At 62.9% G+C, this 25891-nt stretch carries 29 protein-coding genes; 16 read left to right on the forward strand and 13 right to left on the reverse strand.

What is annotated here, in order from left to right:
• The first annotated feature begins 54 nt into the window (after nt 1-54).
• Entirely contained in the window at nt 55-870 is an 816-nt protein-coding gene (locus K3165_RS00105; protein WP_221546851.1) for a ubiquinone biosynthesis protein COQ4, read from the forward strand.
• Between the two features lies 1 nt (nt 871).
• Here K3165_RS00105 and K3165_RS00110 read toward each other — a convergent pair whose 3' ends face one another.
• Nucleotides 872-1543: a nitroreductase family protein gene (locus tag K3165_RS00110; protein ID WP_221546852.1), complete on the reverse strand. Its 672-nt coding sequence runs from the start codon at nt 1541-1543 to the stop codon at nt 872-874.
• A gap of 90 nt (nt 1544-1633) precedes the next feature.
• On the opposite strand from K3165_RS00110, the gene K3165_RS00115 reads away from it, so the two are divergent.
• Nucleotides 1634-2425, forward strand: coding sequence for a Coq4 family protein (locus K3165_RS00115; RefSeq protein ID WP_221546853.1), 792 nt, complete (start codon nt 1634-1636; stop codon nt 2423-2425).
• A 4-nt stretch (nt 2426-2429) separates the two neighbouring features.
• Here K3165_RS00115 and K3165_RS00120 read toward each other — a convergent pair whose 3' ends face one another.
• The 5 genes from K3165_RS00120 to K3165_RS00140 are packed head-to-tail and all read right to left on the reverse strand — an operon-like array spanning nt 2430 to nt 6548.
• On the reverse strand, nt 2430-2837 hold the full coding sequence (locus K3165_RS00120) for a DUF3052 family protein (protein ID WP_221546854.1): 408 nt from the start codon (nt 2835-2837) through the stop codon (nt 2430-2432).
• Between the two features lie 4 nt (nt 2838-2841).
• Nucleotides 2842-3171 (reverse strand): DUF6122 family protein, encoded by a 330-nt coding sequence (locus K3165_RS00125; protein WP_221546855.1) that lies wholly within the window; start codon nt 3169-3171, stop codon nt 2842-2844.
• A gap of 10 nt (nt 3172-3181) precedes the next feature.
• Nucleotides 3182-5416: a phosphoribosylformylglycinamidine synthase subunit PurL gene (purL, locus tag K3165_RS00130; RefSeq protein WP_221546856.1), complete on the reverse strand. Its 2235-nt coding sequence runs from the start codon at nt 5414-5416 to the stop codon at nt 3182-3184.
• A gap of 40 nt (nt 5417-5456) precedes the next feature.
• Nucleotides 5457-6137 (reverse strand): hypothetical protein, encoded by a 681-nt coding sequence (locus K3165_RS00135; protein ID WP_221546858.1) that lies wholly within the window; start codon nt 6135-6137, stop codon nt 5457-5459.
• 15 nt (nt 6138-6152) lie between these two features.
• A complete protein-coding gene (locus K3165_RS00140; protein WP_221546859.1) occupies nt 6153-6548 on the reverse strand; it encodes a DUF2177 family protein in 396 nt (131 codons plus the stop codon).
• A 63-nt stretch (nt 6549-6611) separates the two neighbouring features.
• On the opposite strand from K3165_RS00140, the gene K3165_RS00145 reads away from it, so the two are divergent.
• From K3165_RS00145 to K3165_RS00200, 12 genes are all read left to right on the forward strand, one after another.
• The gene (locus K3165_RS00145) at nt 6612-6866 is read left to right on the forward strand and encodes an exodeoxyribonuclease VII small subunit (protein WP_221546864.1); all 255 of its coding nucleotides are present in this window, start codon (nt 6612-6614) and stop codon (nt 6864-6866) included.
• A gap of 21 nt (nt 6867-6887) precedes the next feature.
• Nucleotides 6888-7778 carry a polyprenyl synthetase family protein gene (locus K3165_RS00150; protein WP_221546865.1) on the forward strand — a complete coding sequence of 297 codons (891 nt, stop codon included), beginning with the start codon at nt 6888-6890 and terminating at the stop codon, nt 7776-7778.
• The gene (gene coaD, locus K3165_RS00155; RefSeq protein WP_221546867.1) at nt 7778-8290 is read left to right on the forward strand and encodes a pantetheine-phosphate adenylyltransferase; all 513 of its coding nucleotides are present in this window, start codon (nt 7778-7780) and stop codon (nt 8288-8290) included. The genes K3165_RS00150 and coaD overlap by 1 nt, the downstream gene beginning before the upstream one ends.
• Nucleotides 8291-8376: 86 nt before the next feature.
• The gene (locus K3165_RS00160) at nt 8377-9051 is read left to right on the forward strand and encodes a peptidylprolyl isomerase (RefSeq protein WP_221548269.1); all 675 of its coding nucleotides are present in this window, start codon (nt 8377-8379) and stop codon (nt 9049-9051) included.
• Between the two features lie 38 nt (nt 9052-9089).
• Nucleotides 9090-10118 carry a tRNA preQ1(34) S-adenosylmethionine ribosyltransferase-isomerase QueA gene (gene queA / locus K3165_RS00165; RefSeq protein ID WP_221546869.1) on the forward strand — a complete coding sequence of 343 codons (1029 nt, stop codon included), beginning with the start codon at nt 9090-9092 and terminating at the stop codon, nt 10116-10118.
• A gap of 9 nt (nt 10119-10127) precedes the next feature.
• Nucleotides 10128-11069 (forward strand): ABC transporter ATP-binding protein, encoded by a 942-nt coding sequence (locus tag K3165_RS00170; protein WP_221546870.1) that lies wholly within the window; start codon nt 10128-10130, stop codon nt 11067-11069.
• A complete protein-coding gene (locus K3165_RS00175) occupies nt 11066-11830 on the forward strand; it encodes an ABC transporter permease (protein WP_221546872.1) in 765 nt (254 codons plus the stop codon). The genes K3165_RS00170 and K3165_RS00175 overlap by 4 nt, the downstream gene beginning before the upstream one ends.
• Nucleotides 11831-11848: 18 nt before the next feature.
• The gene (locus tag K3165_RS00180; protein ID WP_221546873.1) at nt 11849-12802 is read left to right on the forward strand and encodes a DUF481 domain-containing protein; all 954 of its coding nucleotides are present in this window, start codon (nt 11849-11851) and stop codon (nt 12800-12802) included.
• A 5-nt stretch (nt 12803-12807) separates the two neighbouring features.
• Entirely contained in the window at nt 12808-13941 is a 1134-nt protein-coding gene (gene tgt, locus K3165_RS00185) for a tRNA guanosine(34) transglycosylase Tgt (RefSeq protein WP_221546875.1), read from the forward strand.
• Nucleotides 13941-14636, forward strand: coding sequence for an SDR family NAD(P)-dependent oxidoreductase (locus K3165_RS00190; RefSeq protein ID WP_221546876.1), 696 nt, complete (start codon nt 13941-13943; stop codon nt 14634-14636). The genes tgt and K3165_RS00190 overlap by 1 nt, the downstream gene beginning before the upstream one ends.
• A 73-nt stretch (nt 14637-14709) precedes the next feature.
• Nucleotides 14710-16686, forward strand: coding sequence for an alpha/beta hydrolase family protein (locus K3165_RS00195; RefSeq protein WP_221546877.1), 1977 nt, complete (start codon nt 14710-14712; stop codon nt 16684-16686).
• 26 nt (nt 16687-16712) lie between these two features.
• Nucleotides 16713-17465, forward strand: coding sequence for a M50 family metallopeptidase (locus K3165_RS00200; RefSeq protein ID WP_221546880.1), 753 nt, complete (start codon nt 16713-16715; stop codon nt 17463-17465).
• A gap of 81 nt (nt 17466-17546) precedes the next feature.
• Here the strand turns inward: K3165_RS00200 and rpsD are convergent, their stop codons facing one another.
• The gene (gene rpsD, locus K3165_RS00205) at nt 17547-18161 is read right to left on the reverse strand and encodes a 30S ribosomal protein S4 (protein WP_221430937.1); all 615 of its coding nucleotides are present in this window, start codon (nt 18159-18161) and stop codon (nt 17547-17549) included.
• Between the two features lie 372 nt (nt 18162-18533).
• On the opposite strand from rpsD, the gene K3165_RS00210 reads away from it, so the two are divergent.
• Nucleotides 18534-19004 carry an outer membrane protein gene (locus K3165_RS00210; RefSeq protein ID WP_221546881.1) on the forward strand — a complete coding sequence of 157 codons (471 nt, stop codon included), beginning with the start codon at nt 18534-18536 and terminating at the stop codon, nt 19002-19004.
• Nucleotides 19005-19070: 66 nt separating this feature from the next.
• Here the strand turns inward: K3165_RS00210 and K3165_RS00215 are convergent, their stop codons facing one another.
• The 6 genes from K3165_RS00215 to K3165_RS00240 all read right to left on the reverse strand — a co-directional run bounded on the left by K3165_RS00215 (nt 19071) and on the right by K3165_RS00240 (nt 23024).
• Nucleotides 19071-19712 carry a phosphoribosylanthranilate isomerase gene (locus K3165_RS00215; RefSeq protein WP_221546882.1) on the reverse strand — a complete coding sequence of 214 codons (642 nt, stop codon included), beginning with the start codon at nt 19710-19712 and terminating at the stop codon, nt 19071-19073.
• Nucleotides 19713-19723: 11 nt separating this feature from the next.
• Nucleotides 19724-20233 (reverse strand): GNAT family N-acetyltransferase, encoded by a 510-nt coding sequence (locus K3165_RS00220; RefSeq protein ID WP_247713837.1) that lies wholly within the window; start codon nt 20231-20233, stop codon nt 19724-19726.
• Complete coding sequence (gene pyrF, locus K3165_RS00225) at nt 20230-20904, reverse strand: orotidine-5'-phosphate decarboxylase (protein ID WP_221546884.1); 675 nt, start codon at nt 20902-20904, stop codon at nt 20230-20232. Before pyrF ends, K3165_RS00220 begins: the two co-directional genes overlap by 4 nt.
• On the reverse strand, nt 20901-21260 hold the full coding sequence (locus tag K3165_RS00230) for a hypothetical protein (RefSeq protein WP_221546885.1): 360 nt from the start codon (nt 21258-21260) through the stop codon (nt 20901-20903). Before K3165_RS00230 ends, pyrF begins: the two co-directional genes overlap by 4 nt.
• A 58-nt stretch (nt 21261-21318) precedes the next feature.
• Nucleotides 21319-22629 (reverse strand): adenylosuccinate lyase, encoded by a 1311-nt coding sequence (gene purB, locus K3165_RS00235; RefSeq protein ID WP_221546886.1) that lies wholly within the window; start codon nt 22627-22629, stop codon nt 21319-21321.
• A gap of 146 nt (nt 22630-22775) precedes the next feature.
• A complete protein-coding gene (locus K3165_RS00240; protein WP_221546887.1) occupies nt 22776-23024 on the reverse strand; it encodes a hypothetical protein in 249 nt (82 codons plus the stop codon).
• A 45-nt stretch (nt 23025-23069) separates the two neighbouring features.
• Here K3165_RS00240 and K3165_RS00245 point away from each other — a divergent pair, with 45 nt between their 5' ends.
• Complete coding sequence (locus K3165_RS00245) at nt 23070-25880, forward strand: DUF3857 domain-containing protein (protein WP_221546889.1); 2811 nt, start codon at nt 23070-23072, stop codon at nt 25878-25880.
• The last annotated feature ends 11 nt before the right edge of the window (nt 25881-25891 follow it).

A 25891-nucleotide genomic window follows, 5' to 3' on the forward strand; every position in this document is an offset into this window, starting at 1 on the left:
ATCGGTTTCGATTAGAAATGCGTAGTCTGTGTTTAACAAAAGGCACAGACGACGATGCAGGGCAATTCGATCAGGATCGAGGATGGCGTGGAATGCGCCCGCGACGGAACACTGTTTCGCGACCCCGCTCGTCCCCAGCCCAAGCGCAGTGTCCGCCGCGCGCTTCGGCACTTCCGCGAACTGATCAAGGACAAGGAAGATACCGAACAGGTCTTCCATATCTACGACGCGCTTCCATCGAAAAGCTTCATCCCGCGCGCCCGCTCGCTGACTTTGAGCGAACGCGGTGAACGCCTCCGCATGGACGAGGGCTATCTGCCCGACCTGCTCGACGATCATGATACGCTGCGCAAGACTCCTAAGGGTTCGGTCGCACATGCCTATTGCGACTTCATGGAGAGTGAGGGACTCACGGCGGCCGGTCTGGTTGCCGAGGCGGACAAGATGGGGCGCCCGAAATATGGCGACTTGATCGAATGGTTCGGTTTCCGCCAGCGCGACACGCATGACCTGATGCATGTCCTGACCGGCTACGGCCGCGATGCGCTGGGCGAGCAATGCGTGCTCCTGTTCACGCACGGCCAGAGCCCGAGCCACGGGCACCTGCTGCTCGGCTATGCCGGCGCGGTCAACATGAAGAAGCAGGTCAGGAGCAAGGCGCCTGTCATGCGGGCAGTGCGTGAAGCGCAGATCCTCGGTCGCAATTGCCCGCCGCTGGTGCAGCTGTCGATCCGCGAACTGCTGGAACTCAATCTAGAGGATGCACGCGAAGCCCTGGGTATCGCGCGGCCGCGCTTCTACGAGCGCTGCCACAGCATCTGGCGGACCGAGGGCATCGACCCTTACGACCTCTTGGCACCAAGGTCCTAGGTCACAGCCAGCTGGAAATCTTTTCCAGCGGTTTCTTCTCGAGAGCGTGGACCGGCACTGTCGCATCTTCGGCAGGATGGCCGACCACGACCACCATAAGCGGCTTTTCGTATTCGGGCCTGCCGCAAAGTTCGCGCAGGAATCCCATCGGTGAGGGCGTATGCGTCAGCGTCGCGAGACGGGCCTCGTGCAAGGTCGAGATCAACATGCCGCAGGCGATGCCGACGCTTTCGTTGACGTAATAGTTCTGCGTCTTGCCGTCTTCCTCGATGCCGCCCTTGCGCTGGGCGAACACGACGATCAGCCACGGCGCGGTCTCAAGGAAGGGCTTCTCGTCATCGGTGCCGAGCGGAGCGAGGGCTTCGAGCCATTCGTCGCTCGCCTTGCCCGCGTAGAAGTTGCGTTCTTCGGCTTCGGCTGCCTCGCGGATCGCCTTCTTCTTGTCCGGTGAAGATACGACGGCGAAGTGCCACGGCTGATGGTTCGCACCGTTGGGCGCGGTTCCGGCCGCCTCGATCGCGGCTTCGATTACTTCGCGCGGGACGGGCTCGTCGGAGAAATAGCGGCAGGTGCGGCGCTCTTTCAGGCGGTCCCGCATCGACTGTGCGCGCTTGATGGATTCGCCGTCTGGCAGGCGTTCAAGGCTATAGGGAACTGTGTCGTGCTCTCTCATGGTTCGACCTCCTAGACTGCGGGAGCGGAACCGCAAGATGGACAGGCAATTTACATTTATGTAAGTTGCGATGAACTACGGAGCTACGTCATGTCCCAAACCGATCTCCCGCTCGTGCATCCCGCCCGCAAGACCAGCCGCATGCGTCCGATCAAGGCGTGGAAACATTTCCGCAAGCTGGTCGCCGACAAGGAGGACACCGCACAGGTCTTTCACATCATAGAATCGATGAAGGGCAAGCGCAGCCACCAGCAGGCGTGGGAGTTCATCCGCTCGGAGCAGGGGCAGGCATTCCTGGCGGACGGCACCGATATCCCGGCCATGCTCGACGATCATAATCGCTGGGCTGATTGCGGCCCCGAAACTGTCGCGGCAACCTACATGTCCTTCATGAAGCGCGAAGGTCTGTCGGCTGCGGGACTGGTCGCGGAAAGCTACAAGTTCCTTCCGCTCGAGAAGCGCCACGAAGACCTGACCGAGTGGTACTTCAACCGCCTGCGCGACACGCACGACCTGTTCCACATCCTGACCGGCTATGGCCGCGATGCGCTGGGCGAGGCTTCACTACTGGGCTTCAGCTACGAGCAAAACAGCAATCCCGGTATCCTCTTTATCGCCTATGCTGGCGCGCGCCAGATCAAGAAGGAAACCGGCACGTCTGCGCCGATCTTTGCCGCGATCAACGAAGGGCGCAGGCTGGGCAAGGCAGCGAAGAAGCTGGCTCACATGGATGTCGAGAAAGTCATGCGCGAAGACTTGACAGCGGCACGCGAACGCTTGGGCGTGGGTCGCCCGACGACTTACTTCCAGTGCCTCGAAATCATGAAGAGCGAAGGCCTTTCCGAGGACGACTTCATGCCGCCCGAAGCGCAGGCCGCCTGACGCTTCAGCGCAGTTCCTTGCGGATCACCAGCTTGAGGCCCGACCAGGTCTCGTCCACCGCGCATACCTTGGTATCGACCAGCCCCATGGGCAGCGCGACTTGGCGGATCGTATCCTCGGTGATTTCGCTCGGCATGCCCGAAGCCTTCTTGGGCCAGCTCACCCAGACGTGACCGTCCTTCGCCATCGTGCCGCGTAGCGCAGCCAGCTTCTCTTCGAGCGGCGCGCGTTCGGTCACGAAAATGTGGCTCGCATCGGGATTGTCTTCCGGCCCGCCGACGAAGGTCAGCTCCAGCGCATATTCGTCGATCTCGTCGATCACGTCTTCGGGCATACCGTCGAACCACACCCGCTGCCCGTCGCGAAGGTTCAATTTCTTGGCGAGCGGTGTGCCCGAGTAGCCTGTGCTCATGATCTCAAATCCAGCCCTGCATCATGCAATCGCCCCAATCGACAGCGAGATGCCATAGCGCACCAAGCCCGAAGGCGCGAACCCACCAGCGCGGGACGAGCAGCATGGCGGCGTATGCGAGCGCCGCAATCCAGTCGTGGAGCGGGTGAAACCCGATGCTGCAGCGGTTGGGGTCGAAGACAGGATCGGCCAAGAGGTGGTCGAGATCGATCAGGTTCGCGGTCAACATCACGAGACTGGCGCGAAGCCAGTTCTCCGCCCACAGCAGCCGCGCGACGAGGAAGGGGGCGAGCCAGTGCGCGCCATAGTGCAGCGCGAACTGGAGCATCGCCATCAGTTATGCCTCAGCTCTCCATCCACTCGTCGAAGAAGCTGCGGTGTGCGTTGCGCATCTCGTTGATCGACTTGCCGAACAGCGTATTGCCGCCGGTCTTGCCGATGCGGCGGAAGCCGATCGAGGCGGTCTCGTCGTTTTCGGTGCCCTTGGCGAGCGCTTCGTTGAGCGCCTGCGTGTCGGGGACGGTCACGACATAGCGGCCCTGGTCCTCACCGAACCACCATGCTGCCTTGGAATATTCCTCGTTCCACTCGACATCGGCGCCGATGCCGCCGGCCATGGCCATTTCGGCAAGGGCAATGGCGAGGCCGCCGTCCGATACGTCATGGACCGCGCTGACGAGACCGTCTGCGATCAGCTGGAGGATGATCTTGCCCGCGTTCTTCTCGACCGTGAGGTCGGTCGGCGGGGTGCGGCCTTCGTCGCGGCCGTGGATTTCCGAGAGCCACAGCGACTTGCCGAGATGCGAACGCTCCGGATCGGCGGTCGCCCATTCCTCGGCATGGATGAGGTAGATCGCCTCGCCCTCGGCCTTGAACGGCATCGTCATCATGTGATCGTAATCGTCGATCAAGCCGACGCCGCCGATGGCAGGGGTGGGCAGGATGGCAGAGCCACCGCCAGTCGCCTTGCTTTCGTTATAGAGGCTGACGTTGCCGCTCACGATCGGGAAGTCGAGCACGCGGCAGGCGCGGCCCATGCCTTCGAGCGCATGGACGAACTGGCTCATGATTTCGGGACGCTGCGGGTTGGCGAAGTTGAGGCAGTTGGTCACCGCCAGCGGACGCGCGCCTACTGCGCACAGGTTGCGATAGGCTTCCGCAATCGCCTGCTTGCCGCCTTCATAGGGATCGGCATGGACATAGCGTGGGGTGCAGTCGGTGCTGATCGCCAGCGCCTTCTTGGTGCCGTGCACGCGTACCACGCCGGCATCGCCGCCGGTCTGGAGCGTGTCCGCGCCGACCTGGCTATCGTACTGCTCGCTAATCCACTTGCGCGAGGACAGGTTGGGCGAGGCAAGCAGCTTCATCAAATCGCCGCCGACATCGTCGGTGTCAGGGCGATTGGTCATCGGCTTGATGCCGGCCCAGGCCGTGTAATCTTCCTTCGAGAGGTAGGGGCGGTCGTATTCCGGCGCATCCGCCGCAAGCGGGCCGAGCGGAATGTCGCACACGACTTCGCCGCCGAATTCGAGCACCATGTGCTGCGTATCGGTGACTTCGCCAATGACTGCGAAATCGAGCTCCCACTTCTCGAAAATGGCCGCAGCCATCTCTTCCTTGCCGGGCTTCAGAACCATGAGCATGCGCTCCTGGCTTTCACTCAGCATCATTTCGTAGGGCGTCATGCCTTCTTCGCGGCACGGAACCTTGTCCATGTCGAGGCGGATGCCGGCCTTGCCGTTGGTCGCCATTTCGACGCTGGAAGAGGTGAGGCCGGCTGCGCCCATGTCCTGGATCGCGACGATCGCGTCGGTTGCCATCAGTTCGAGGCAGGCTTCGATGAGCAGCTTTTCGGTGAAGGGGTCGCCGACCTGCACCGTGGGGCGCTTCGCATCCGCATCTTCCTCGAAATCTGCCGAGGCCATGGTCGCGCCGTGGATTCCGTCGCGGCCGGTCTTCGAGCCGACATAGACGATGGGGTTCCCGACGCCGGTCGCGGCCGAATAGAAGATCTTGTCGGCATCGGCGACGCCCACCGTCATCGCGTTGACGAGGATGTTGCCGTCATAGGCCGGGTTGAAATTGGTCTCGCCGCACACCGTCGGCACCCCGACGCAGTTGCCGTATCCGCCGATGCCAGCGACCACGCCCTGCACGAGGTGCTTCATTTTCGGATGCTCGGGACGGCCGAACCGCAGCGCATTGGCATTCGCCACCGGGCGCGCCCCCATGGTGAAGACGTCGCGCAGGATGCCGCCGACGCCGGTCGCCGCACCCTGGTAGGGTTCGATGTAGCTGGGGTGGTTGTGGCTCTCCATCTTGAAGATGGCGGCCTGACCGTCACCGATATCGATGACGCCCGCGTTCTCGCCCGGACCGCAAATCACCCACGGCGCTTCGGTCGGCAGCTTCTTCAGGTGAAGGCGGCTCGACTTGTACGAGCAGTGCTCGCTCCACATGACCGAGAAAATGCCCAGCTCCACGAGGTTGGGCTCGCGACCGAGTGCGTGCAGTACGCGGTCGTATTCTTCTTCGGAGAGGCCGTGCTGGGCGACGATGTCGGGAGTGATTTCGCTCATGGCCCGCGCCCTTATCGGCAGGCGCGCGCGGGCGCAATATCTAGAGCGGCGGGCTGGCCACTCCTAAACCGATTTCATTGCGGTGCCAGCGAGTGCGTCCGACCCAGAAAGCGATGGCAGTGAGGACACCGAAAGCGAACAGGCCTAGCAGGAGGAACGGCGCGCCCACATCCTTCGGCTCGGGGCCGAGCCAGTTGATAGCCTGGCATGCGAGCATCACGGTGACGAGGATGGCGATCGGGCCGACAGGTCCCTTCGTCCGCCTCAGGTACCACCACACGGCAAGTCCGACGAGAGCGAGTTCTACCGCGATTGCGGCGAGCGGATAGTTCCACAGGCCGAGGCCTATCTTGTGCTCCCCGCCGGCAATGGTGAGGTCGGGGCGATGCGATATCCAGTCGAGCACCCAGTGCGATGCGACGACCAGCGCGGCCCAGACGACCGCGACCGCATTGCGCGTAATCATCGCGACAAGGATTCCGAAGCCCACGGCAAAGGCCGCGGTGCCGACCAGGCTGTGGGTTATCGGGTAGTCGTAGAAATCGAGCGGGTTCATCGCGGTGATGCCGGGCACGAGCCGAAGGTTCTCGATACCGACCAGCGCGAAGGCGAAGAACGCCCAGTCCACCAGCTGTGCCGCGACGAAAAGCAAGCCGAGCTTGGGTGCTTCCTGCGTTACGGCGCCCGCAGCAAAGGCTGGCGCGAAGTGCCCGATAAACATGTCAGTAGCTCCCCGTCAGGCGAGTTTGCTGGCAGCGAAGGTCGCGACAGTGGCGGCAACCGCCGTTGCGAAAGCACCCCAGCAGATGTCCGTGACGGTCACTGTGGTGGACCATTGCTTGAGCGTCGCCTGGTTGGTCAGGTCGTATGTGGCATAACAGATGGCCCCGAGGAGCGCGCCGTTGAGCGCGGCAGCACCAAGCCCGCCGGCAAGGCCCGGGCGAACCGCGAACCAGACGATCGCGGCGATATAAGCCGCGTAGAAAACGAGGGCGGGACCCATGCGGAAGCTGTCGGCGAGCATGTCACCAAGGCGAGGGCGGTAGAAATTCTCTCCGGCCCAACCGAGCCACATCGCATCGAGCAGGCCGAAGGCCAGAGCAGCCGCGATAAAGGCGACAATCCACGTCATATCAGCTCCCCACTGTTTTGACCTTCTTGACCGCGCGCCCGCGCCCCGTCAATGCTCGGAGCCATGGCAGAGGGTCAAGACAAACCGATCGCGGACATGAGCTTCGAAGAGGCGCTGCGGGCGCTCGAAGGCGTGGTCCGCAGTCTGGAAAGCGGCGACGTGCCGCTCGACGACAGCATTTCGCTTTACGAACGCGGCGAGGAGCTGCGCAAGGCGTGCCAGGCGCGTCTCGATGCGGCGCAGGCCAAGATCGAGAAGATCGTGTCGGGCGCCGACGGCAAGCCGCAGGGCACCGAGCCTTTCGATGCGCAGGGCTGAGGCGTGAACGCGATGACCGGCATGCCCGATTTGCTCTCCGACGCTTTCGAGCAGGTCCAACGCGACGTCGATGCTGCTTTCGACGCCTATCTTCCCGTTCCGCAAGATACGCGCGCCCGGCTGGTCGAGGCGATGCGCTATGCGGCCATCGGCGGCGGCAAGCGCGTGCGACCGTTGCTGGTCTGCGCGACCGCGAAGCTCTTCGGGGTGGACCGCGATGCGGCCGTTGCCGCTGGTTGCGCGGTCGAGGCTATCCATGCCTATTCGCTGATCCATGATGACCTGCCCTGCATGGACGACGACGACCTGCGCCACGGCAAGCCGACGCTCCACAAGGCGTATGACGAGGCGACTGCCGTGCTCGCGGGAGACTGCCTCCACGCGCTCGCCTTCGATATCCTGACGATGCCCGGCACCAGCAGCGATCCCTTCGTGCGCGCCGAACTCGTGGCGACGCTTGCCAAGGCCAGCGGTCACGAAGGCATGGCTGGCGGCCAGATGATGGACATCGTTTCGGACGAAGAAGAATACGACCTGCGGCAGGTGACACGCCTCCAGCAGCTCAAGACCGGCGCGCTTCTGGCCGCCAGTGTCGAAATGGGTGCGGTTCTGGGCAAGGTCCCGCCCGAAGGTCGCACCCACCTGCGCGCCTATGCCCGCGACATCGGCCTCGCCTTCCAGATCGCCGACGACCTGCTCGACGTGGAAGGCGACGAGGCAAAGGCAGGCAAGGCGCTGCGCAAGGACGAAGGGCAGGGAAAGCAGACCTTCGTCACGCTGATGGGCCGCGACAAGGCCCGTGCGCAGGCAAAGATGCTGGTCGACCAGGCCGGAGAACACCTTGCCAGCTACGGGAATGACGCACAGGTTCTGGTCGAACTGGCGCATTTCGTGGTGAAGAGGGATCATTGATGGCTGAACGCATCGGAATTTACCCCGGGACATTCGATCCCATCACGCTGGGCCATGCCGATATCATCCGGCGAGGCAGCAAGCTGGTCGACAAGCTGATTATCGGCGTGACCACCAATCCATCGAAGAACCCCATGTTCTCGACCGAAGAGCGTTTTGCCATGGTCGAGCGCGAGATTGCGGCCATTGGGCTCGAAAATGTCGAGGTGGTCGGCTTCAATGCCCTGCTGGTGAAGTTCGCGCAGAAGATGGGTGCTTCGGTGCTGATCCGCGGCCTGCGCGCCGTGGCCGACTTCGAATACGAGTACCAGATGGCGGGCATGAACCAGCAGCTCGACGATGATATCGAAACGGTGTTCCTCATGGCCGATGTCTCGCTCCAGCCGATCGCGTCGCGTCTGGTGAAGGAAATCGCCCTGTTCGGCGGCGATATCTCGCCATTCGTCAGCAAGGAAGTCTGCGAGGAAGTGATTGCGCGGGTCGAAGATAAGGGTCGCCTCGGCGACTACTAACCGTCGACTAAATCGAACCATTCATTGAACCGACAGCGCCGCCTCGCTAGGGCGTGGCTGATACAGGACAATTCGACGGAAATATGATGCTCAAGTCTTCGCTTGCCCTTGCTGCCGCGGCCCTCATCGCGATTGCCCCGATTGCTGCCAGCGCGCAGGATGCAGAGGCTCCTGCAGAGCCGCGCCGCACCTTCGTGCCGATCAATTACGATGCGAACGAAGATCCCGAGAACATCCTCGTCCTCGACCTGTCGAACGGTGAACGCGTTTCGATCCGCATGATGCCCGAATGGGCGCCGGATCACGTGGAGCGTGTGAAGACGCTGACCCGCCAGGGCTTTTACGATGGTGTCATTTTCCACCGCGTGATCGACGGCTTCATGGCGCAGACCGGTGACCCGACGGGTACCGGGCAGGGCGGCTCTCCGCTTCCCGACCTCGAGGAAGAGTTCAACCCGATGCCCCACGTTCGCGGCACTGTGTCGATGGCCCGCGCGCAGAGCGAGGACAGCGCGAACAGCCAGTTCTTCATCGTGTTCTACCCGCGTTTCAGCCTCGACAAGCGCTACACCAACTTCGGTCGCGTCATTTCGAACATGGCTGCCGTCGATGCGATCAATCGCGGCGAACCGCCCGCGAACCCGACGCGTATCCTGCAGGCATCGATCGCCGCGGATAACAAGCCGGTTCCCGCAGCGCCGCGCATCGAAGCAGAGCCTGTCATCGGCCTCGACGAGCTGAGCGCCCCGATCGAAAACTAGGATTTCCACGCGGCGTCGCTGCGTCTAAAGGCGCCGCCATGCGTGTAGACCTTTTCGATTTCGAGCTTCCCAACGAGCGTATCGCCCTGCGTCCGGCGCGCCCGCGCGATGCTGCGCGCATGCTGCTCGTACGCGGGCAGGACGAACTCGCCGACAAGACCGTGCTGGACCTGCCCGACCTGCTCGAGCCGGGCGATGTGCTGGTCTTCAACGATACGCGGGTCATCCCGGCCCAGCTGGAGGGCAGGCGCGGCGAGGCCAAGATCGGCGCGACACTGCACAAGCGCGTCGACCTGCGCCGCTGGCAGGCCTTCATCCGCAACGCCAAGCGCCTGCGCGTCGGCGATGTCGCGACCTTCGGTGGCGGCGTTACCGCGATCGCCGAAGAGCGGCTCGAAGACGGCAGCTTCGTCCTGTTCTTTGAGGGCGACGAACCGGTTGAGGTGCTACTCGACCGTGCGGGCACGATGCCGCTTCCGCCATATATCGCGGGCAAGCGCGCGACCGACGAACAGGACCGCGAAGACTACCAGACCATGTTCGCGAGGGAGGACGGCGCTGTCGCCGCTCCCACGGCCGCGCTCCACTTTACCGACCGGCTGATGGCGAAAATTGCCGAGCGTGGGATCGCGACGGAAACGCTCACGCTGCATGTCGGAGCCGGCACCTTCCTTCCCGTGAAGGCCGAGGACACTGAGAACCACAAGATGCACTCCGAATGGGGGCGCATCGAACAGGACGTTGCCGACCGCCTCAACGAGGCCCGCGCTCGCGGCAATCGCGTCATCTCCGTTGGCACAACGAGCCTGCGCTTGCTCGAAAGCGCAACGGGCGAGGACAAGGTGATCCGGCCCTTCGCGGGCGATACGGACATCTTCATCACCCCCGGCTATTCCTTCCGCGCGATCGACGGGTTGATGACCAATTTCCACCTGCCCAAGTCGACGCTCTTCATGCTGGTGAGCGCGCTGATGGGGCGCGAGCGGATGCAGGAAGCCTACGCGCATGCCATCGCGAATGAGTACCGCTTCTATTCCTATGGTGACTCCTCGCTGCTCCTGCCTTAGGCCGGTGAAATGAGCGAAACCATCCTCGAGCTTGACGGCCTGACCAAGGTCTATCCCGGCGGGCTCAAGGCGCTCGACAATGTCGACCTGAAGATCCGAAAGGGCGAGATTTTCGCGCTTCTGGGGCCGAACGGGGCAGGCAAGACCACGCTGATCGGTGCGGTATGCGGTCTCGTGCGGCCCAGCAGCGGCACGATCACTGCCTTCGGGCACGATCTTGCGACCGATTGGCGCAAGGCACGGGCGCGGATCGGGCTGGTGCCGCAGGAGCTTTCCACCGACATGTTCGAGCCGGTGCACCGCGGGGTATCCTATTCGCGCGGCCTGTTCGGGCTGGCTCCCGACCCCAAGCGGATCGAGGAAATCCTGCGCTCGCTCAGCCTGTGGGACAAGCGAGACGAGCGTATCATGGCGCTTTCGGGCGGCATGAAACGGCGCGTGCTGATCGCCAAGGCGCTGGCGCACGAACCAGACCTGCTGTTCCTGGACGAGCCGACGGCGGGCGTCGACGTCGAACTGCGCAAGGGCATGTGGTCGATCGTCGACGAAATGCGGGCTCGCGGCGTGACGATCATCCTCACGACCCACTACATCGAAGAGGCCGAGCTGATGGCTGACCGCGTCGGCATCATAAATGGCGGTAAGCTGCTGATGGTCGACGAGAAAGAGGCGATGATGGCGCGGCTGGGCCGGACTGAGGCGCATATCGCACTCGCAAACCCGATCTCCGAGCTGCCCGTGTCCATTGCGCGCTTCCCGGTCGAGATCGAGGAAGGCGGGACATCGCTTTGCTACCGCGGCGGCGACGGCACCGGGCGCGGCAAGGAAGAGGTCGCGGAGATCACCAAGGCGCTGCTGGCATCGGGTATCGACTACACCGGGATCGACGTGCGCGAGAGCAGCCTCGAAGACATCTTCGTGTCGCTTCTCGGAGAGGAGCAGGCGGCATGATCGGCTGGCGTTCCACATGGTCGATCTACACGCGCGAGCTGATGCGTTTTCTGCGCACGGCCTTCCAATCGGTGCTCGCGCCCGTGCTGACGACCTCGCTTTATTTCATCGTCTTCGGAGCAGCGATCGGCGGGCGCATGCCCGACCTTGGCGGCGTCGACTACGGTGCCTTCATCATTCCCGGCCTGCTGATGCTCACGCTTCTGGGCGAGACCACCAGCAATTCGAGTTTCGGCATCTACATGCCGCGCTTCACGGGCACGATATACGAATTGCTGAGCGCGCCGGTGGGCGTGGCCGAGACGCTGATCGGCTTCGTCGGCGCGGCGATGACCAAGAGCCTCATCCTTGCCGCGATCATCCTGCTGACCGCCCGACTGTTCGTCGATTACACCATCGCGCATCCGCTGCTTGCGGTGCTCTACATCATGCTGGTGGCGGCGGCTTTCAGCCTGTTCGGTTTCATCCTCGGCATCTGGGCGGACAATTTCGAGAAACTCGGGATCATCCCGATGCTGTTCCTCACTCCGCTGACCTTCCTTGGCGGGACCTTCTATTCGATCGACATGCTGCCCGCGCCCTGGGACACGATCGCGCTGGCCAATCCCATCGTCTACCTAGTCAGCGGATTGCGCTGGACCTTCTACGGTTCGAGCGATGTGAACATCTGGATCAGCTTCGGAATCACGCTCGCATTCCTCGCGGCTTGTGTCGGCGTGATCGCCTACATCTTCAAGACAGGGTGGCGACTGCGCGCATGACACGCTAGGCGGCGCGTCATGACTATTCGCCCCATCCGTTTGCTCGTCCCCGCGCTGGCGTTAACTTGCGCCGTGCCTGCAGCTGCAGAGCTGCCCGAAGGCATACAGGACATGATCGATGCCGCCATCGCCACGGGCGATCCGACGAAGGTCGCCACGGTGCTCGAACTCGCGCGCGCGACCAATCCCGACGAGGTCGAAACGCTAGACGCCATCGAGGCTGAGTGGACTGCCGCCCAGACCGCCGCCGCTGCCGAAGCCGCTGCCGCGAAAGAACAGACCATTCGCGAGGCGGGTATCTTCGAATTGTGGAGCGGCGAGGGCGAGATCGGCGCCTTCCAGTCCTCCGGCAACACCGATTCCGTCGGTGTCGCGGCGGGCATCAAGCTGAAGCGTGAAGGCATCGACTGGACCCACCTCATCCGCGGACGTGTCGATTACCAGCGCCAGAACGGCGAGACGAGCCGTGAGCAGTTCCTCGCCGCCTACGAGCCGCGCTGGCAGTTCGACGAGAACCTCTTCGTCTACGGCCTTGCCCAGTTCGAGCGCGACGAATTGCAGGGCTTCGATGCGCGGTATTCGGTTTCCGGCGGTCTCGGCTACAAGGTCTTCGACCGAGAAGGCCTCAAGCTGTCCGTGAAGGCCGGTCCGGCCTACCGGATCACCGAATTCGCCGACGGAACCAGCGCCAGCCGCGTCGCCGGGCTGTTCGGCGCCGATTTCGACTGGGAGATCTTCGACGGGCTGACCTTTACGCAAGATGCCAATGCGCTGGCCGAAACAGGTGGCGAGGTGCAGATCATCGTCGATGGCTCCAATACCAGCCTCAACCTCGTCAGCGGTCTAGATTTCGCGATCTCCGAAAAGCTGAAGTCGCGCCTCTCCTATGCTGTCGAATATGACAGCAACCCGCCTGCTGGAGCAGTATCGACCGATACGCTCACCCGCTTCACCGTGATTTACGGCTTCTAATACACATGACGACACGTTTCGCTTTCGACATTCATGCCCGCGACGGAGCTGCGCGCACCGGCACCATTTCGATGATGCGCGGGGACATCCGCACGCCGGCTTTCATGCCGGTCGGCACTGCTGCCACGGTCAAGGCAATGAAGCCGGAAACCGTGCGCAAGACAGGCGCGGACATCATCCTCGGCAATACCTACCACCTGATGCTGCGCCCGGGTGCGGAGCGTGTGGCGAAGCTGGGCGGGCTGCACAAGTTCATGAACTGGCATCGCCCGATCCTGACCGACAGCGGCGGATACCAGGTGATGAGCCTGTCCGACCTCAGGAAGCTGACCGAAAAAGGCGTCGAGTTCCGCAGCCATATCGACGGCTCGAAGCACATGCTCACGCCCGAGCGCAGCATGGAGATCCAGCGCCTCCTCGGCAGCGATATCGTGATGGCCTTCGACGAATGCCCGCGCGCCGACCGTCCCCGTGACGAGATCGCCGCGAGCATGGAAATGTCGATGCGCTGGGCCAAGCGCAGCCGCGACGGTTTCGATGCCGGCGGCGAGCACGCTGAGCGGTCCGCGCTGTTCGGTATCCAGCAGGGTGCCCTCGACGAGGAACTGCGCAAGATCAGCGCCGATAAGCTCACCGACATCGGTTTCGACGGTTATGCTATCGGCGGGCTGGCCGTGGGTGAGGGACAGGAGGCGATGTTCGCCACCCTCGATTTCGCGCCGGGACAATTGCCCGAGGATCGCCCGCGCTACTTGATGGGCGTCGGCAAGCCGGACGATCTCGTCGGCGCGGTCGAACGCGGGGTCGACATGTTCGACTGCGTCCTGCCGAGCCGGTCGGGTCGCAACGGGCAGGCCTTTACCTGGAATGGTCCGATCAACCTGCGCAATGCGCGCTTTGCCGAAGATCAGGAGCCGCTCGACAGCCGGTGCAAATGCGACACCTGCGGCACCTACAGCCGTGCCTATCTGCACCATCTCGTGAAGTCGCAGGAAATCCTCGGCGCCATGCTGATGACCGAGCACAATATCGCCTTCTACCAGCAGCTCATGCAGGCAATGCGCGATGCGATCGGCGAGGGCCGTTTCGCCGCTTTCGCCGCCGACTTCCGGCGCGATTACCTCGGGCAGGGCGACTGATGGGCTGGCGGCGAGCGGTCGTTGTCGGTGCCTCCGGAGGTATCGGTGCCACGCTTGCCGACCTGCTCGAACAGGGCGGCGCGGAGGTCCACCGCCTCTCGCGCAGTGTCTTGGGTGAGGCGCATCTCGATCTCGAAGACGAGCAAAGCATTGCTGACGCTGCGACAAGGATCGGGGCGGCCGGTGATGTCGACCTCGTCCTCGTTGCGACCGGTTTTCTGCACGAAGGCAAATCCGGTCCGGAGAAGGACTGGCGTCAGATCGATCCCGCAATGCTGGCCCGCAACTTCGCGATCAACGCCACCGGGCCCGCACTTGTCGCCAAGCATTTCCTGCCGCTCCTTCCGGACGAGGGAAGGGCGGGCTTTGCCGCACTTGCCGCGCGGGTGGGCAGCATCGGCGATAATCGCCTTGGTGGCTGGTATTCCTACCGCGCGAGCAAGGCCGCGCTGGTTATGCTGATCCGGACATTGTCGGTCGAATTGGCTCGCAAGAAGCCCGACGCCTTTTGTGCGGCGCTTCATCCCGGCACCGTCGATACGGCGCTCAGCAAGCCCTTCCAGCGCAATGTCCCTGAAGGCAAACTGTTCACCCCCGAGTATTCTGCCGAGCGCCTCTTGGCAGTTCTGGAAAATCTCGGCCCCGAACAAAGTGGCAGGCAATTCGCGTGGGATGGTGAAGAGATCCTTCCCTGAGTGCACAGACTGTCCTTGCTACTCTTTATCAATACTCTAGACTTGGGTTCTTGGATTTTGAGGGGTTGCTCAAATGCGTATTCTGACTTCGCTCGCCGCCATGTGCGCGGCGCTTTCTCCCGTTGCGCTCTCTGCAGAGGAACTGGCTGAAACCGCCGCCCGCTTCGGCGCGCTGGAATCGGTCGAGATTTCGGCGCTTTCGCCTTCGGGCACGAAGCTTCTTTATGTGTCGCCGGGCGACGGCGCGGACCAGACCATCTACGTGGTCGACCTTTCGGGCGGCGCTGCTCCAGAGCCGATCACCACCTCGAACGAGGCGATGGCGCGCATCACCGACTGCCAGTGGGCCAATGAAGAGCGCATCGTGTGCGACATCTTCGGCATGCAGAAGGTAGGCACCTACATCCTGCCCTTCAGCCGCGTGATCGGCATGAAGTCGGACGGCACCGATGTGACCCGTCTGTCTGCCGATACCCATAATGCACGGGGATTGATGCAGGACGGCGGCACGGTGCTCGCGCTCGATATCGAGGGTGAAGACGGCCGCATCCTGATGACCCGCGACTATGTGAAGGAAGACAAGGCCAACACCCGCCTTGCCAACAACAAGGAAGGCCTGGGGGTCGACCTGGTCGATGTCGCAAGCGGTCGAAGCCGTGCGGTCGAAAAGCCGAACAAGATGGCGGACCGCTACATTGCCGACGAACACGGCCGGGTGCGCGTCATGTCGGTCAGCGACCGCAGCGGCGGGTTCGAGGGTTCGGATATCCGATATCTTTACCGTCCGCAGGGATCGGACGAATGGCAGCCGCTGTCGGAAGTCGAAGTGGAAGGCAGCCGCCTTGGCGGTTTCGTTCCGACCGCTGTCGATAGCGCAAAGAACGTGGTTTACGGCTTCGAGCGCCAGAACGGCTTTTACAACCTCTATTCGATGCCGCTCGACGGTTCGGGCAGCAAGACGCTGCTCAAGAAGGTCGATGGCGTGGACGTCAGCGGCCTCATCCGTATCGGGCGCAGCAACCGCGTGATCGGTGTCAGCTACGTGACCGACGCGCGCTATGCCGAATACTTCGATCCCGAGATCGATCGCCTCGCGAAGGGCCTGAACAAGGCACTGCCCGGCTCGCCGCAAATCCGCATCGTCGATGCCAGTGACGATGAAAGCGTGCTGCTGATCCAAGCGTCGAGCGACGACAATCCGGGCATGCTCTACCTCTATGAGAAGGCGAGCGGCCAGCTTTCCGAACTGCTCCCGATCCGTGACCAGCTCGAAGGATACCAGCTCGCCGAGATGAAGGCGGTGACCTACTCGGCGGCTGACGGAACGCAGATCCCCGGCTACCTGACTCTTCCGGTCGGGAGCGACGGCAAGAACCTGCCCACGATCGTCATGCCGCACGGCGGCCCCGCTGCGCGCGACGAATGGGGTTTCGACTGGCTCGCACAGTTCTTCGCTGCCCGCGGCTATGCCGTGCTTCAGCCGAACTTCCGTGGTTCGGCAGGCTATGGTGACCAGTGGTTCGGCCGCAATGGCTACCAGCAATGGGACGTTGCCGTGGGCGATGTGAACGACGCAGGTCGCTGGCTCGTCAGTGAAGGAATTGCCGACCCGTCGAAGATGGGCATCGTCGGCTGGTCCTACGGTGGTTATGCGGCCCTGCTTTCGCAGGTCGTCGATCCCGAACTCTTCGGCGCAGTCGTGGCGATCGCGCCGGTGACGGACCTCAACCTGCTGCTCGAGGATTCGCGTGGTTACACGGGATACGAAGCGCGTCGCCGCCAGATCGGCGAGGGGCCTCACGTGGCTGCCGGTTCGCCCGCACGTCACGCGGACCAGTTCAAGGCGCCTGTATTGCTGGTGCATGGATCGCGCGACGTGAACGTGAGCGAAGCGCATTCCAAGCTGATGCGCGACCGGCTCCAGGGTGCGGGTAAATCGGTCGACCTTCTGGAATTCGACGGTCTCGACCACTACCTCGACCACAGCCAGGCTCGCCGGATCATGCTCAAGCGTATCGGCGAGTTCCTCGATACCGAGCTGGCGAAGTAACTGCCGGAGCACGTAAGGGAGCATCAGTGGGCTGGAAGGACAATACCCGCGCATGGCGTAACCGGCCCGCTTCTCCCAGCAGGCAAGCTGACAATCGCGAGATCACGCTGCTCGTCCTGCTCGGCGTGATCTCGATCCTGCTGTGGCATTCGCCCTATGGCGGATACGTGCTCTATCCTTTCAGCATCCTCGCCACCTGGTTCCACGAGATGGGACACGGGCTGGCAGCGATCGCCTTCGGGCACGATTTCGAACGGCTGGTGATCTTCCCCAACGGGTCCGGCTACGCGCTGCATGTCTCGGAAGGGCAGCCTTCACGCGTGTCGCGTGCGGTCATTGCCGGTGCCGGCCTGCTCGGCCCGACCATTGCCGGCTGCACTCTCATCCTTGCCTCGCGCACCCACCGGGCAACCAAGACTGCACTGATCCTGCTCGGCATTGCGCTTGTCGGCTCCACTCTGATCTGGGTCCGGTCGACGACAGGCTGGGCGGTGCTGCCCGCACTCGGCGCTGCGAGCCTCGCCATCGCCTATTATGGCCGCGAAGCTCACCGGCGGTTCGCGGTCCAGTTCCTAGGCGTGCAGGGCTGCATCTCGATCTATAGCGACTTCGGCTACCTGTTTAGCGAAGGCGGCTACATGGACGGCCAGATGCAGGTATCCGATACCGGCCATATCGAGCAGGCCCTGCTGCTGCCCTACTGGTTCTGGGGCGGCCTCATCACCGCGATAATCCTGGCAATGGTCTTCTATTCGCTGAAGATCGCGCACCGGCGCTGACAGCGCGCGTAGCTGGAGTACAAAAGAAAAGGGCGGCCCCGAAGGACCGCCCCGTTTCTGTTTTCCGAGTAACCGGAACTCTTAGCGCGAGTAGAACTCGACCACGAGGTTCGGTTCCATGGTGACCGGGTAGGGCACTTCGTCGAGCTTCGGCACGCGGGTGAAGGTGATCTTGTCGTTGCCATCGGGCGCGACGTAATCGGGGATTTCACGCTCGGGCAGGCTCTGCGCTTCGATGACGAGAGCCATTTCCTTGGCCTTGCTGCCGAGGCTGACGACGTCGCCGACCTTGACGCGGGCCGATGCGATGTTGGTCTTCACGCCGTTGAGGTAGATGTGGCCGTGGCTCACGATCTGACGGGCGGCGAAGATGGTCGGTGCGAACTTGGCGCGGTACACGACCATGTCGAGACGCTGCTCGAGCAGGCCGATCAGGTTCTGACCGGTGTCGCCCTTCATGGCCGACGCTTCCTTGTAGGTGCGCTTGAACTGCTTCTCGGTCACGTCGCCGTAGTAACCCTTGAGCTTCTGCTTGGCGCGGAGCTGCAGGCCGAAGTCGGACATCTTGCCCTTGCGGCGCTGACCGTGCTGGCCGGGGCCATACGAACGCTTGTTGACCGGGGAATTCGGACGACCCCAGATGTTTTCACCCATCCGGCGGTCGAGTTTGTACTTGGCGCTCTTGCGCTTCGACATAAGTCTTTCCTTCAATTTGCTGAGCTACCCCATCGGCAGCCATCCAACCCGGCATCGCACCGCAGAAATCCGAGGATTTCTACGCGGCCACCGCTTCACCGGGGTGCGGGGCCAATTAGCGAAGCGCGCGAATAGCAGGATATTGCCATGCGTCAAGCGGAGTCGGCGCAAGGGGTCGGCGGGCGCAGAAGTTTCCTTTCCACCTCGTATAACAAATGACATGCTCAAAGCGAAATAAGTGGCGCAATGGCAACAGGTTAGTTCAACCGGTTCACCTGTCGTTACTATTGCTTGAACCAATCAGTGCGGGCGGCAATAGGCCGCGCCCCCCGCCAATGCGGGATCATAAAACCAAAAAAGGGAATACTGACCATGCGTAAGTTCGCACTCCTCGCCGCAGTGGCCGCAGCCGCTGTTGCCACCCCGGCAGCAGCCGAAGACGAAAGCGGCGAATTCCGCGCCGAAGTTCGCGGCGGCGTGATCTGGGTCGAAGACTTCAGCGAAGCCACCCTCGGCGCTGCTGTCGGCTACGATTTCGACCTCGGCGAGACCGCTTTCGCAGGCGTCGAACTGTCGGGCGACAAGATCCTCGTCGAAGGCGCGGAAGTCCTCGTCGGCACGACCGCCCGCCTCGGCCTCAAGGTCGGTGACGAAGGCAAGCTGTTCGCAACCGGCGGCTACGACTTCACGCTGACCGACGACGGCGGCGACGCATGGCACCTGGGCGCAGGCTACCACCACAAGCTTGGTGACAGCCTCTACCTCGGCGCTGAATACCGTCACTACTTCGACGATTTCGTCGATGCAGACGCAGTCAACGCAGTTGTCGGCCTGACCTTCTAAGGTCTGCCGCAAGATGATTGCGAGGGGCGGGCCGCAGATGCGGTTCCGCCCCTTTTTCTTTGCGTGTCAGGCTTTGCGTACGGCCGAACAGAAGGCCGCTATTGCATCGGCGTCCTTGGCGCCGGGGGCCGTTTCGACGCCCGAGGAGGTATCGACCATCGGTGCGCCGGTCTGCGCAATCGCATCGGCGACGTTCGAGGCCGAAAGACCTCCGGCCAGCCCCCAGGGAAGCCCGCTTCTCTCCTGCTTCAGCAGCGACCAATCGAAGCGCAGGCCCATCCCGCCCGGAAGGGCTGCGTCCTTGGGTGTCTTCGCATCGTAGAGGATGAATTCCGCTGCGCCGCGATAGTCTCCACCCCGCGCGATGTCCGCGGCGGAAGAGACCGGGATGACCTTCCAGACGGGCTTGCCGAAACGCGCGCCCAGTTCGCTGGCCCTCTTCGGCGTTTCCTCTCCGTGAAGCTGGATGACATCGAGCCTGCCCGCTTCAACGGCGGCGCCGATCAGGGCATCATCGGCATCGACGAATACGCCGACCTTCGAGATCCGGTCGCTCGCGCGCGAGGCAAGAGCTGCCACCTGGTCGAACGAGACATGACGCGGGCTGGGCGGGAAGAAGTTGAAGCCAACATATTCGGCGCGCGCGGCAAGAACCGCGTCGAGAGTTTCGGGTGTCGATATCCCGCAGATCTTGATCCGGCTTGCCATCGTGATGCTTTCTAGGAAGCGCCGAGCGGCTTTTCCAGCACGACGAATTCGAGCGGCGGATCGCGCAGGACGGGGAAGGGGCGTCTTTCGCCAGTTCGCAGGTATCCGCGGCGCTCGTACCAGGCGATCAGCGTGTCGCGCTGCGAGATGACGGTCATCTCCATCGCGCCAAGGCCCGTTTCTCGCGCCTGGTGCTCCGCCGCAGCGAGCAGCTGGCCGCCCATTCCGCCGGATTGCAGGGTGGGCGACACACACAGCATGCCGAGGTAACCGAGCCGCTCGTCGCGCCGTGTCACCGCGACGCAGCCGATGATCTCGCCCGCATCATTGCGAGCGGCCAGCATGGCGACATCGGGATCGGCAAGTATCCGCTCGATCTCTTCGAGCGACACGCGTTCGTCGCCGAGCAGGTCGGCCTCGTGATTCCAGCCCTGGCGTGCGCTGTCGCCGCGATAGGCGCTTTCGAGCAGCTGCTTGAGCTCTCTGGCGTCGTCCTGCGACGCCGCCCGGATTGCCGTCAAAGCGTCGCCTCGATCGTGCGGGCGGCCTCTGCCGGATCTTCGGCGCGGCTGATCGGACGCCCGATCACGAGGACGCTGGCACCGTCGTCGCGCGCCTGACGCGGAGTAACCACGCGCTTCTGGTCGCCAACGGCGCTTCCCGCCGGACGCAGGCCGGGGACGACGAAATAGCCATCTTTCCAGCGATCGTGGACCGACTTCACCTCGTGGCCCGAACACACGATGCCATCGAGGCCGCTTTCCTGCGCAAGGTCGGCAAGACGCATGACCTGGTCATGGGCATTGCCCTTGATCCCGGTCCGCTCGAGGTCGCGGTCATCCATGCTGGTGAGCATGGTCACGCCCACAACCTTGGTATTCTCGCCTGCAGCTGCCTTGGCGTCCTCCATCATTGCGCGTCCGCCGCTTGCGTGGATGGTAATGATCGCAGGTTCGAGATTGTGGATCGCATGCATTGCGCCTGCGACCGTATTGGGAATGTCGTAAAGCTTCAGGTCGAGGAAGATCGGCAGACCCAACTGCGCGATCATGTGCACGCCATGGGCGCCGTGAGCGCAGAAGAATTCCAGCCCCAGCTTGATCCCGCCCACATGCGCCTTGACCTGCTCGGCAAGCGCGACCGCATCGCGCAGGCGCGGTACGTCGAGGGCAAGGTAGACGGGGTTGCTCATGAATTCTCGCTGGGTTCCGGATCGACGGGATTGGCGGGTTCGGGCGGCACGTCCTTCTTGGGGGGATAGGGACGTGCAGGTTCGATATTGGCGTCTGGCTTGGGTGAAGCCATCTTCTGGGTCGCGGTTTCGAGCGCGGTAATCCGGCGCCCCTGACGCCAGCGCACGCCGCGGTGATAGATCCACATCGGCAGCAGACCGAGCAGGAACGACACGATAACCAATGCCGGAACACGCGTGTCCCAGACGATGCCGGGCCAGATGCGCACGTCGATCTGGCGATCCCAGTTGCCGAAGGAAAAGGCGATCACGCCCACCAGCAGCAGGATCCACAGGATCGTCCTTACGATTTGCATTGTGCGTGCCTCCCCGGTTGTCTTGTAGCGCGATGCTAGGCCGACAAGCTGCGCGCGTCTAGCCGAAGACCCGGTCGAAGATCGTGTCCACCTGTTTGAAGTGGTAGTCGAGGTCGAAGCGTTCCTCGAGCTGCTCTTCGGTCAGCGCAGCGGTCACTTCCTCGTCGGCCTTGAGCAGGTCGAGGAGCATCAGCTTGCCGTCGGATTCCCACACCTTCATCGCGTTGCGCTGGACGAGGCGATAGGCATCTTCGCGGCTCACGCCGTTCTGGGTGAGGGCGAGCAGGACACGCTGCGAGTGGATGAGTCCGCCCATCCGATCCATGTTCGCCTGCATGCGCTCGGGGTAGACGAGCAGCTTGTCGACCACGCCGGTGAGGCGGGCGAGGGCGAAATCGAGCGTGATGGTCGCGTCAGGGCCGATGAAACGCTCGACCGAGGAGTGCGAGATATCGCGCTCGTGCCACAGCGCCACGTTTTCGAGCGCGGGCAGGGCGTAGGCGCGGATCATGCGCGCCTGGCCGGTGAGGTTTTCGGTCAGGATCGGGTTGCGCTTGTGCGGCATCGCGCTCGAGCCCTTCTGGCCTTTGGAGAAGAACTCTTCCGCTTCCAGCACTTCGGTGCGCTGGAGGTGGCGGACTTCGACGGCAAGGCGCTCGATGCTGCCCGCGATCACGGCCAGCGTCGCGAAATACATGGCGTGGCGGTCGCGCGGAATGACCTGCGTGGAGACAGGCTCGACCGTGAGGCCCATCTTCTCGGCGACATAGGCTTCCACGCTCGGATCGATATTGGCGAAGGTGCCGACCGCGCCGGAGATCGCGCAGGTGGCGATTTCCTCGCGCGCGGCGATCAGGCGCTTCTTGCAGCGGTCGAATTCGGCATAGGCCTGCGCGAGCTTGAGGCCAAAGGTGACCGGCTCTGCATGGATGCCGTGGCTGCGGCCGATGGTCGGCGTGTACTTGTGCTCTTCCGCGCGGCGCTTGATGGCAGCGAGCAGGTCATCGAGGTCTTCGAGCAGCAGGTCGGTCGAGCGCGCCAGCTGCACGGCCAGCGTCGTGTCGAGCACGTCGGAGCTGGTCATGCCCTGGTGCATGAAACGCGCTTCCTCGCCGACATTCTCCGCCACCCAGGTGAGGAAGGCGATGACGTCGTGCTTGGTGACCGCCTCGATCGCATCGATAGCGGGTACGTCGATGACCGGGTCGGTGGCCCACCAGTCCCACAGTGCCTTGGCGGCGCTCTTGGGGACCACGCCCAGCTCGCCCAGCTTCTCGGTCGCATGCGCCTCGATTTCGAACCAGATGCGGTAGCGTGCCTCCGGCTCCCAGATGGCAGTCATTGCGGGGCGGGCGTAGCGGGGGACCATGGGAGACTCCGGGATGGGAAGAGAGCTGGGATTTGCCTGCGCGGCTAGAGCGGGAAGGCCGGAAATTCAAGCCCGCAAACCGGTGCAATTGAGCCAATTCACAGCCCTATTCGCGTACCACTTCAAGACTGGGGCGCATCGAATTGCTATTCCGGATCGAGTGGCGCGATAGCCGACGCAATCATGGCTCGTGCGCGACCGATGTTTTTCATCGCAATGTTGCTTATCAAACAGGCTATGCGCGAATACCCGATCTTGAAATATGCCATTTTTGCTTTGCAGACCGGCAAAAGATGACAAGAATTATTCAAGATGCACTCCCGCAATTTGGCGATAAAGGCGAACATCGAGCACTCGGGCGTGCATAACGACTGAAACGGTTCGTCGCTTTTCATCGGATTGCCGTTGATCCTGTTCCAGTCTGCGGTAGACTGTGCTTCATGATCGATAAATTGAGCGCTTCGAAACTCCGCCTTGCTGCCCTGGCCAGCAGTGTCTGTCTTTATGCCATTGCCGCGCCAGCCTTTGCTGGTGAGGAGGTCCTCTACGGAGAGGCATCGGAATGGGTCGAACCCGCTTCGCTTGAGGCAGAGGCCGCGTCGGAAGGTCCGGCTGCGCTCATCATGGATTGGCAACATCGCCTCGAAGACGGCATCGTCACCAGCTACAGCGATACCGCGACCCGGATCGACAATCCGCAGGCGCTGATGGAGCACGGCACTATCTCGCTCAGCTGGCTGCCGGACAAGGGCGACTTGACCATCCACCGCGTGGAAATCCAGCGTGCCGGTGAAAGCATCGACGTGATCGGGCAGGGCGCCGAATTCGATGTCATCCGGCGCGAGCAGGGCCTCGAGCAGCGCTTGCTCGACGGGCAGCTCACCGCAACGCTCGCGGTGCCGGGCCTTCAGGTTGGCGATATCCTGCGCGTAACGCATTCGGTCACGATCGATGACCAGGCGCTGGGCGATGAGATGCAGGTTCTCCAATATCTGTGGACCGAGCCGTGGCAGGTCGGTTTCGCCCGCACGATCGTCAGCTGGCCCGAGGACGAGCAGATCTACTGGCGCGCCGAGGATCACGCAGAATTGGGCGATCCGATTTCGAAGGACGGCCAGAAGCGGATCGAGGTCACTCTTCCGCTCGCTGAAATGCCGGAGATGCCCTACGATGCGCCGTCGCGTTTCAAGCGCGCTCCGGTCCTGCGGGTCGGCACCTATGCCGATTGGCAGGAACTCTCGCGCACCATGGAGCCGCACTTCACCAAGGCCGCGCAGGTCGAACCCGGCAGCGAAATCGCTGCGCAGGCCCGCGCCATCATGGCCAAAACCGAAGATTCGCTTCATCGCGCCGCGCTGGCTACCCAGCTGGTCCAGGACGAGGTCAGCTACCTTCTCAACGGCCTCGATGGCGGGAACTACCTGCCGCAGGACGCCGATCTGACGTGGGAAAAGCGGTATGGTGACTGCAAGGCAAAGTCGGTCCTGCTCCATGCGCTGCTCAGCGAAATGGGCATCCAGTCGCAGACCGTGCTGGTGAAAACACGCGGCGGTGACGCGATCCCCGAACTGCTGCCGGTGCCGGGAAATTTCGACCACATGATCGTGCGCGCGACGATCGACGGCAAGGACTACTGGCTGGACGGCACGAGCGCAGCGACCCGCCTTTCGAACATGGCTGCTGTTCCGCCTTTCTATTACGCGCTGCCGCTGACCGCCGAAGGCAACGATCTGGTGGAGATGACGCAGCGCGACCAGCCTTCTCCGACCATGGTGATGTCGGTCGTGTCGGATTATTCGGCGGGCATCGACCTGCCGGCGCTCTTTACGCTCGAAATGCAGTTCTACGGCGCGCAAGGCGCGGGCTTCCGCAAGATGGCGGACGAAGCCGACGAGGACTCGCTGCGTCAGGTCGGGAAGAGCTTTGCAAACAGCAACGGCGGCGGTGCGGTGAGTTCCGTTGCGCTTGAATATGATGACGAGCAGGCGGTCGGTACGCTGACCGTCACCGGTATCGCGAATTCCGAATTCCAGTGGAAGCAGGGCCGCCTTGTCGTCGAATCCGATATGGCACCCAACGCTGCCTTCAATGCGAACCGTGCCAAGCCGGAATGGCGGGAGATTCCCGTCGCGACGAACGGGCCGATGCGCAATCGCATCATCGGCGAACTGATCCTGCCGGATGACATGACCGGCTTCGTTTACGAAGGCACCGAGAAGCTTGAGGCGAACTACGCCAATACGCGAATTTCCGGGCTTTCTGGCCTCCAGGGTAACCGTTTCTCTGGCGAGGTGGAGATCATCCAGAACCTCGGCGAGATTGCGCCGGATCAGCTTCCCGAAGTGAAGCGGGCAGTGCGGCGCTATGCCAGCGAGGAAAGCCGCCTGGTCGCACCCGAAGATGTCGTGTGGCGCTGGGAACTCGACCGCAGGGAACTCGACAAGCGTGTCGCGCCGATCATAGCCGAATACGGCAAGGCGATCGAGTTCGCCGAAGAGGACGATTACACCCCGCTCACTGCGCGGGCAGGCTTCTTCAACGATATCTACCGGTTCGAGGACGCGCTGGCCGATGTCGACGTGCTGGTGGAGAAGAACACCTCCGCAAACGTGCTGCAGTGGCGCGCGGGCATCCTCTATTCGCTGGGCCGCGCAGAAGACGCGATTGCCGATCTCCAGAGCGCCTATGACATCGAACCGGAAAACTGGACCGCGATGCAGCTCGCCGAGATGATGGCTTACGAAGGCCGCTACGATGACGCGCTCGAACTGCTCGAAAGCCTGCCGATCTCCGATGACGACAGTTCCGGATATGCCGGCACCTATGCGACCGTCATGGGCCTGAAGGGCGATAAGGCCGCCGCGCTCGCCGCGCTGGCAGAGGAAACCGCCGACAAGCCCCAGAATGCAGACGGTCTCAATGCCGACTGCTGGTTCCGCGGGCTCTTCAATACCGGGCTCGAAGGCGCACTCGACGTCTGCACCCGCGCGATCGAGCGGGCGAACAACAGCGCACCGATGCTCGATAGCCGGGCGATGGTCCACTATCGCATGGGCAATTACGATGCCGCGCTGGCCGATCTCGACAGCGCGCTGGAACTCAGCCCGGGCCTGTCGGCATCGCATTACCTTCGCGGAGCGGTTCGCCTTGCGATGGGCGACAAGGGTGGCCGCGAAGATATCGAAATCGCCCTGCGTATTTCGCCCGAACTCAAGGCGCGGTACGACCTGCACCAGATCAAGGTCGACTAGACCTGCCTTGG

The sequence above is a fragment of the Qipengyuania xiamenensis genome (assembly GCF_019711495.1).
Lineage (GTDB): Bacteria > Pseudomonadota > Alphaproteobacteria > Sphingomonadales > Sphingomonadaceae > Qipengyuania > Qipengyuania xiamenensis.

Coding starts and splice junctions, on each gene's coding strand:
- K3165_RS00105 (WP_221546851.1), top strand. CDS start 55: ATGCAGGGCAATTCGATCAGGATCGAGGATGGCGTGGAATGCGCCCGC.
- K3165_RS00110 (WP_221546852.1), bottom strand. CDS start 1,543: ATGAGAGAGCACGACACAGTTCCCTATAGCCTTGAACGCCTGCCAGAC.
- K3165_RS00115 (WP_221546853.1), top strand. CDS start 1,634: ATGTCCCAAACCGATCTCCCGCTCGTGCATCCCGCCCGCAAGACCAGC.
- K3165_RS00120 (WP_221546854.1), bottom strand. CDS start 2,837: ATGAGCACAGGCTACTCGGGCACACCGCTCGCCAAGAAATTGAACCTT.
- K3165_RS00125 (WP_221546855.1), bottom strand. CDS start 3,171: ATGGCGATGCTCCAGTTCGCGCTGCACTATGGCGCGCACTGGCTCGCC.
- purL (WP_221546856.1), bottom strand. CDS start 5,416: ATGAGCGAAATCACTCCCGACATCGTCGCCCAGCACGGCCTCTCCGAA.
- K3165_RS00135 (WP_221546858.1), bottom strand. CDS start 6,137: ATGTTTATCGGGCACTTCGCGCCAGCCTTTGCTGCGGGCGCCGTAACG.
- K3165_RS00140 (WP_221546859.1), bottom strand. CDS start 6,548: ATGACGTGGATTGTCGCCTTTATCGCGGCTGCTCTGGCCTTCGGCCTG.
- K3165_RS00145 (WP_221546864.1), top strand. CDS start 6,612: ATGGCAGAGGGTCAAGACAAACCGATCGCGGACATGAGCTTCGAAGAG.
- K3165_RS00150 (WP_221546865.1), top strand. CDS start 6,888: ATGCCCGATTTGCTCTCCGACGCTTTCGAGCAGGTCCAACGCGACGTC.
- coaD (WP_221546867.1), top strand. CDS start 7,778: ATGGCTGAACGCATCGGAATTTACCCCGGGACATTCGATCCCATCACG.
- K3165_RS00160 (WP_221548269.1), top strand. CDS start 8,377: ATGCTCAAGTCTTCGCTTGCCCTTGCTGCCGCGGCCCTCATCGCGATT.
- queA (WP_221546869.1), top strand. CDS start 9,090: ATGCGTGTAGACCTTTTCGATTTCGAGCTTCCCAACGAGCGTATCGCC.
- K3165_RS00170 (WP_221546870.1), top strand. CDS start 10,128: ATGAGCGAAACCATCCTCGAGCTTGACGGCCTGACCAAGGTCTATCCC.
- K3165_RS00175 (WP_221546872.1), top strand. CDS start 11,066: ATGATCGGCTGGCGTTCCACATGGTCGATCTACACGCGCGAGCTGATG.
- K3165_RS00180 (WP_221546873.1), top strand. CDS start 11,849: ATGACTATTCGCCCCATCCGTTTGCTCGTCCCCGCGCTGGCGTTAACT.
- tgt (WP_221546875.1), top strand. CDS start 12,808: ATGACGACACGTTTCGCTTTCGACATTCATGCCCGCGACGGAGCTGCG.
- K3165_RS00190 (WP_221546876.1), top strand. CDS start 13,941: ATGGGCTGGCGGCGAGCGGTCGTTGTCGGTGCCTCCGGAGGTATCGGT.
- K3165_RS00195 (WP_221546877.1), top strand. CDS start 14,710: ATGCGTATTCTGACTTCGCTCGCCGCCATGTGCGCGGCGCTTTCTCCC.
- rpsD (WP_221430937.1), bottom strand. CDS start 18,161: ATGTCGAAGCGCAAGAGCGCCAAGTACAAACTCGACCGCCGGATGGGT.
- K3165_RS00210 (WP_221546881.1), top strand. CDS start 18,534: ATGCGTAAGTTCGCACTCCTCGCCGCAGTGGCCGCAGCCGCTGTTGCC.
- K3165_RS00215 (WP_221546882.1), bottom strand. CDS start 19,712: ATGGCAAGCCGGATCAAGATCTGCGGGATATCGACACCCGAAACTCTC.
- pyrF (WP_221546884.1), bottom strand. CDS start 20,904: ATGAGCAACCCCGTCTACCTTGCCCTCGACGTACCGCGCCTGCGCGAT.
- K3165_RS00230 (WP_221546885.1), bottom strand. CDS start 21,260: ATGCAAATCGTAAGGACGATCCTGTGGATCCTGCTGCTGGTGGGCGTG.
- purB (WP_221546886.1), bottom strand. CDS start 22,629: ATGGTCCCCCGCTACGCCCGCCCCGCAATGACTGCCATCTGGGAGCCG.
- K3165_RS00240 (WP_221546887.1), bottom strand. CDS start 23,024: ATGAAAAGCGACGAACCGTTTCAGTCGTTATGCACGCCCGAGTGCTCG.
- K3165_RS00245 (WP_221546889.1), top strand. CDS start 23,070: ATGATCGATAAATTGAGCGCTTCGAAACTCCGCCTTGCTGCCCTGGCC.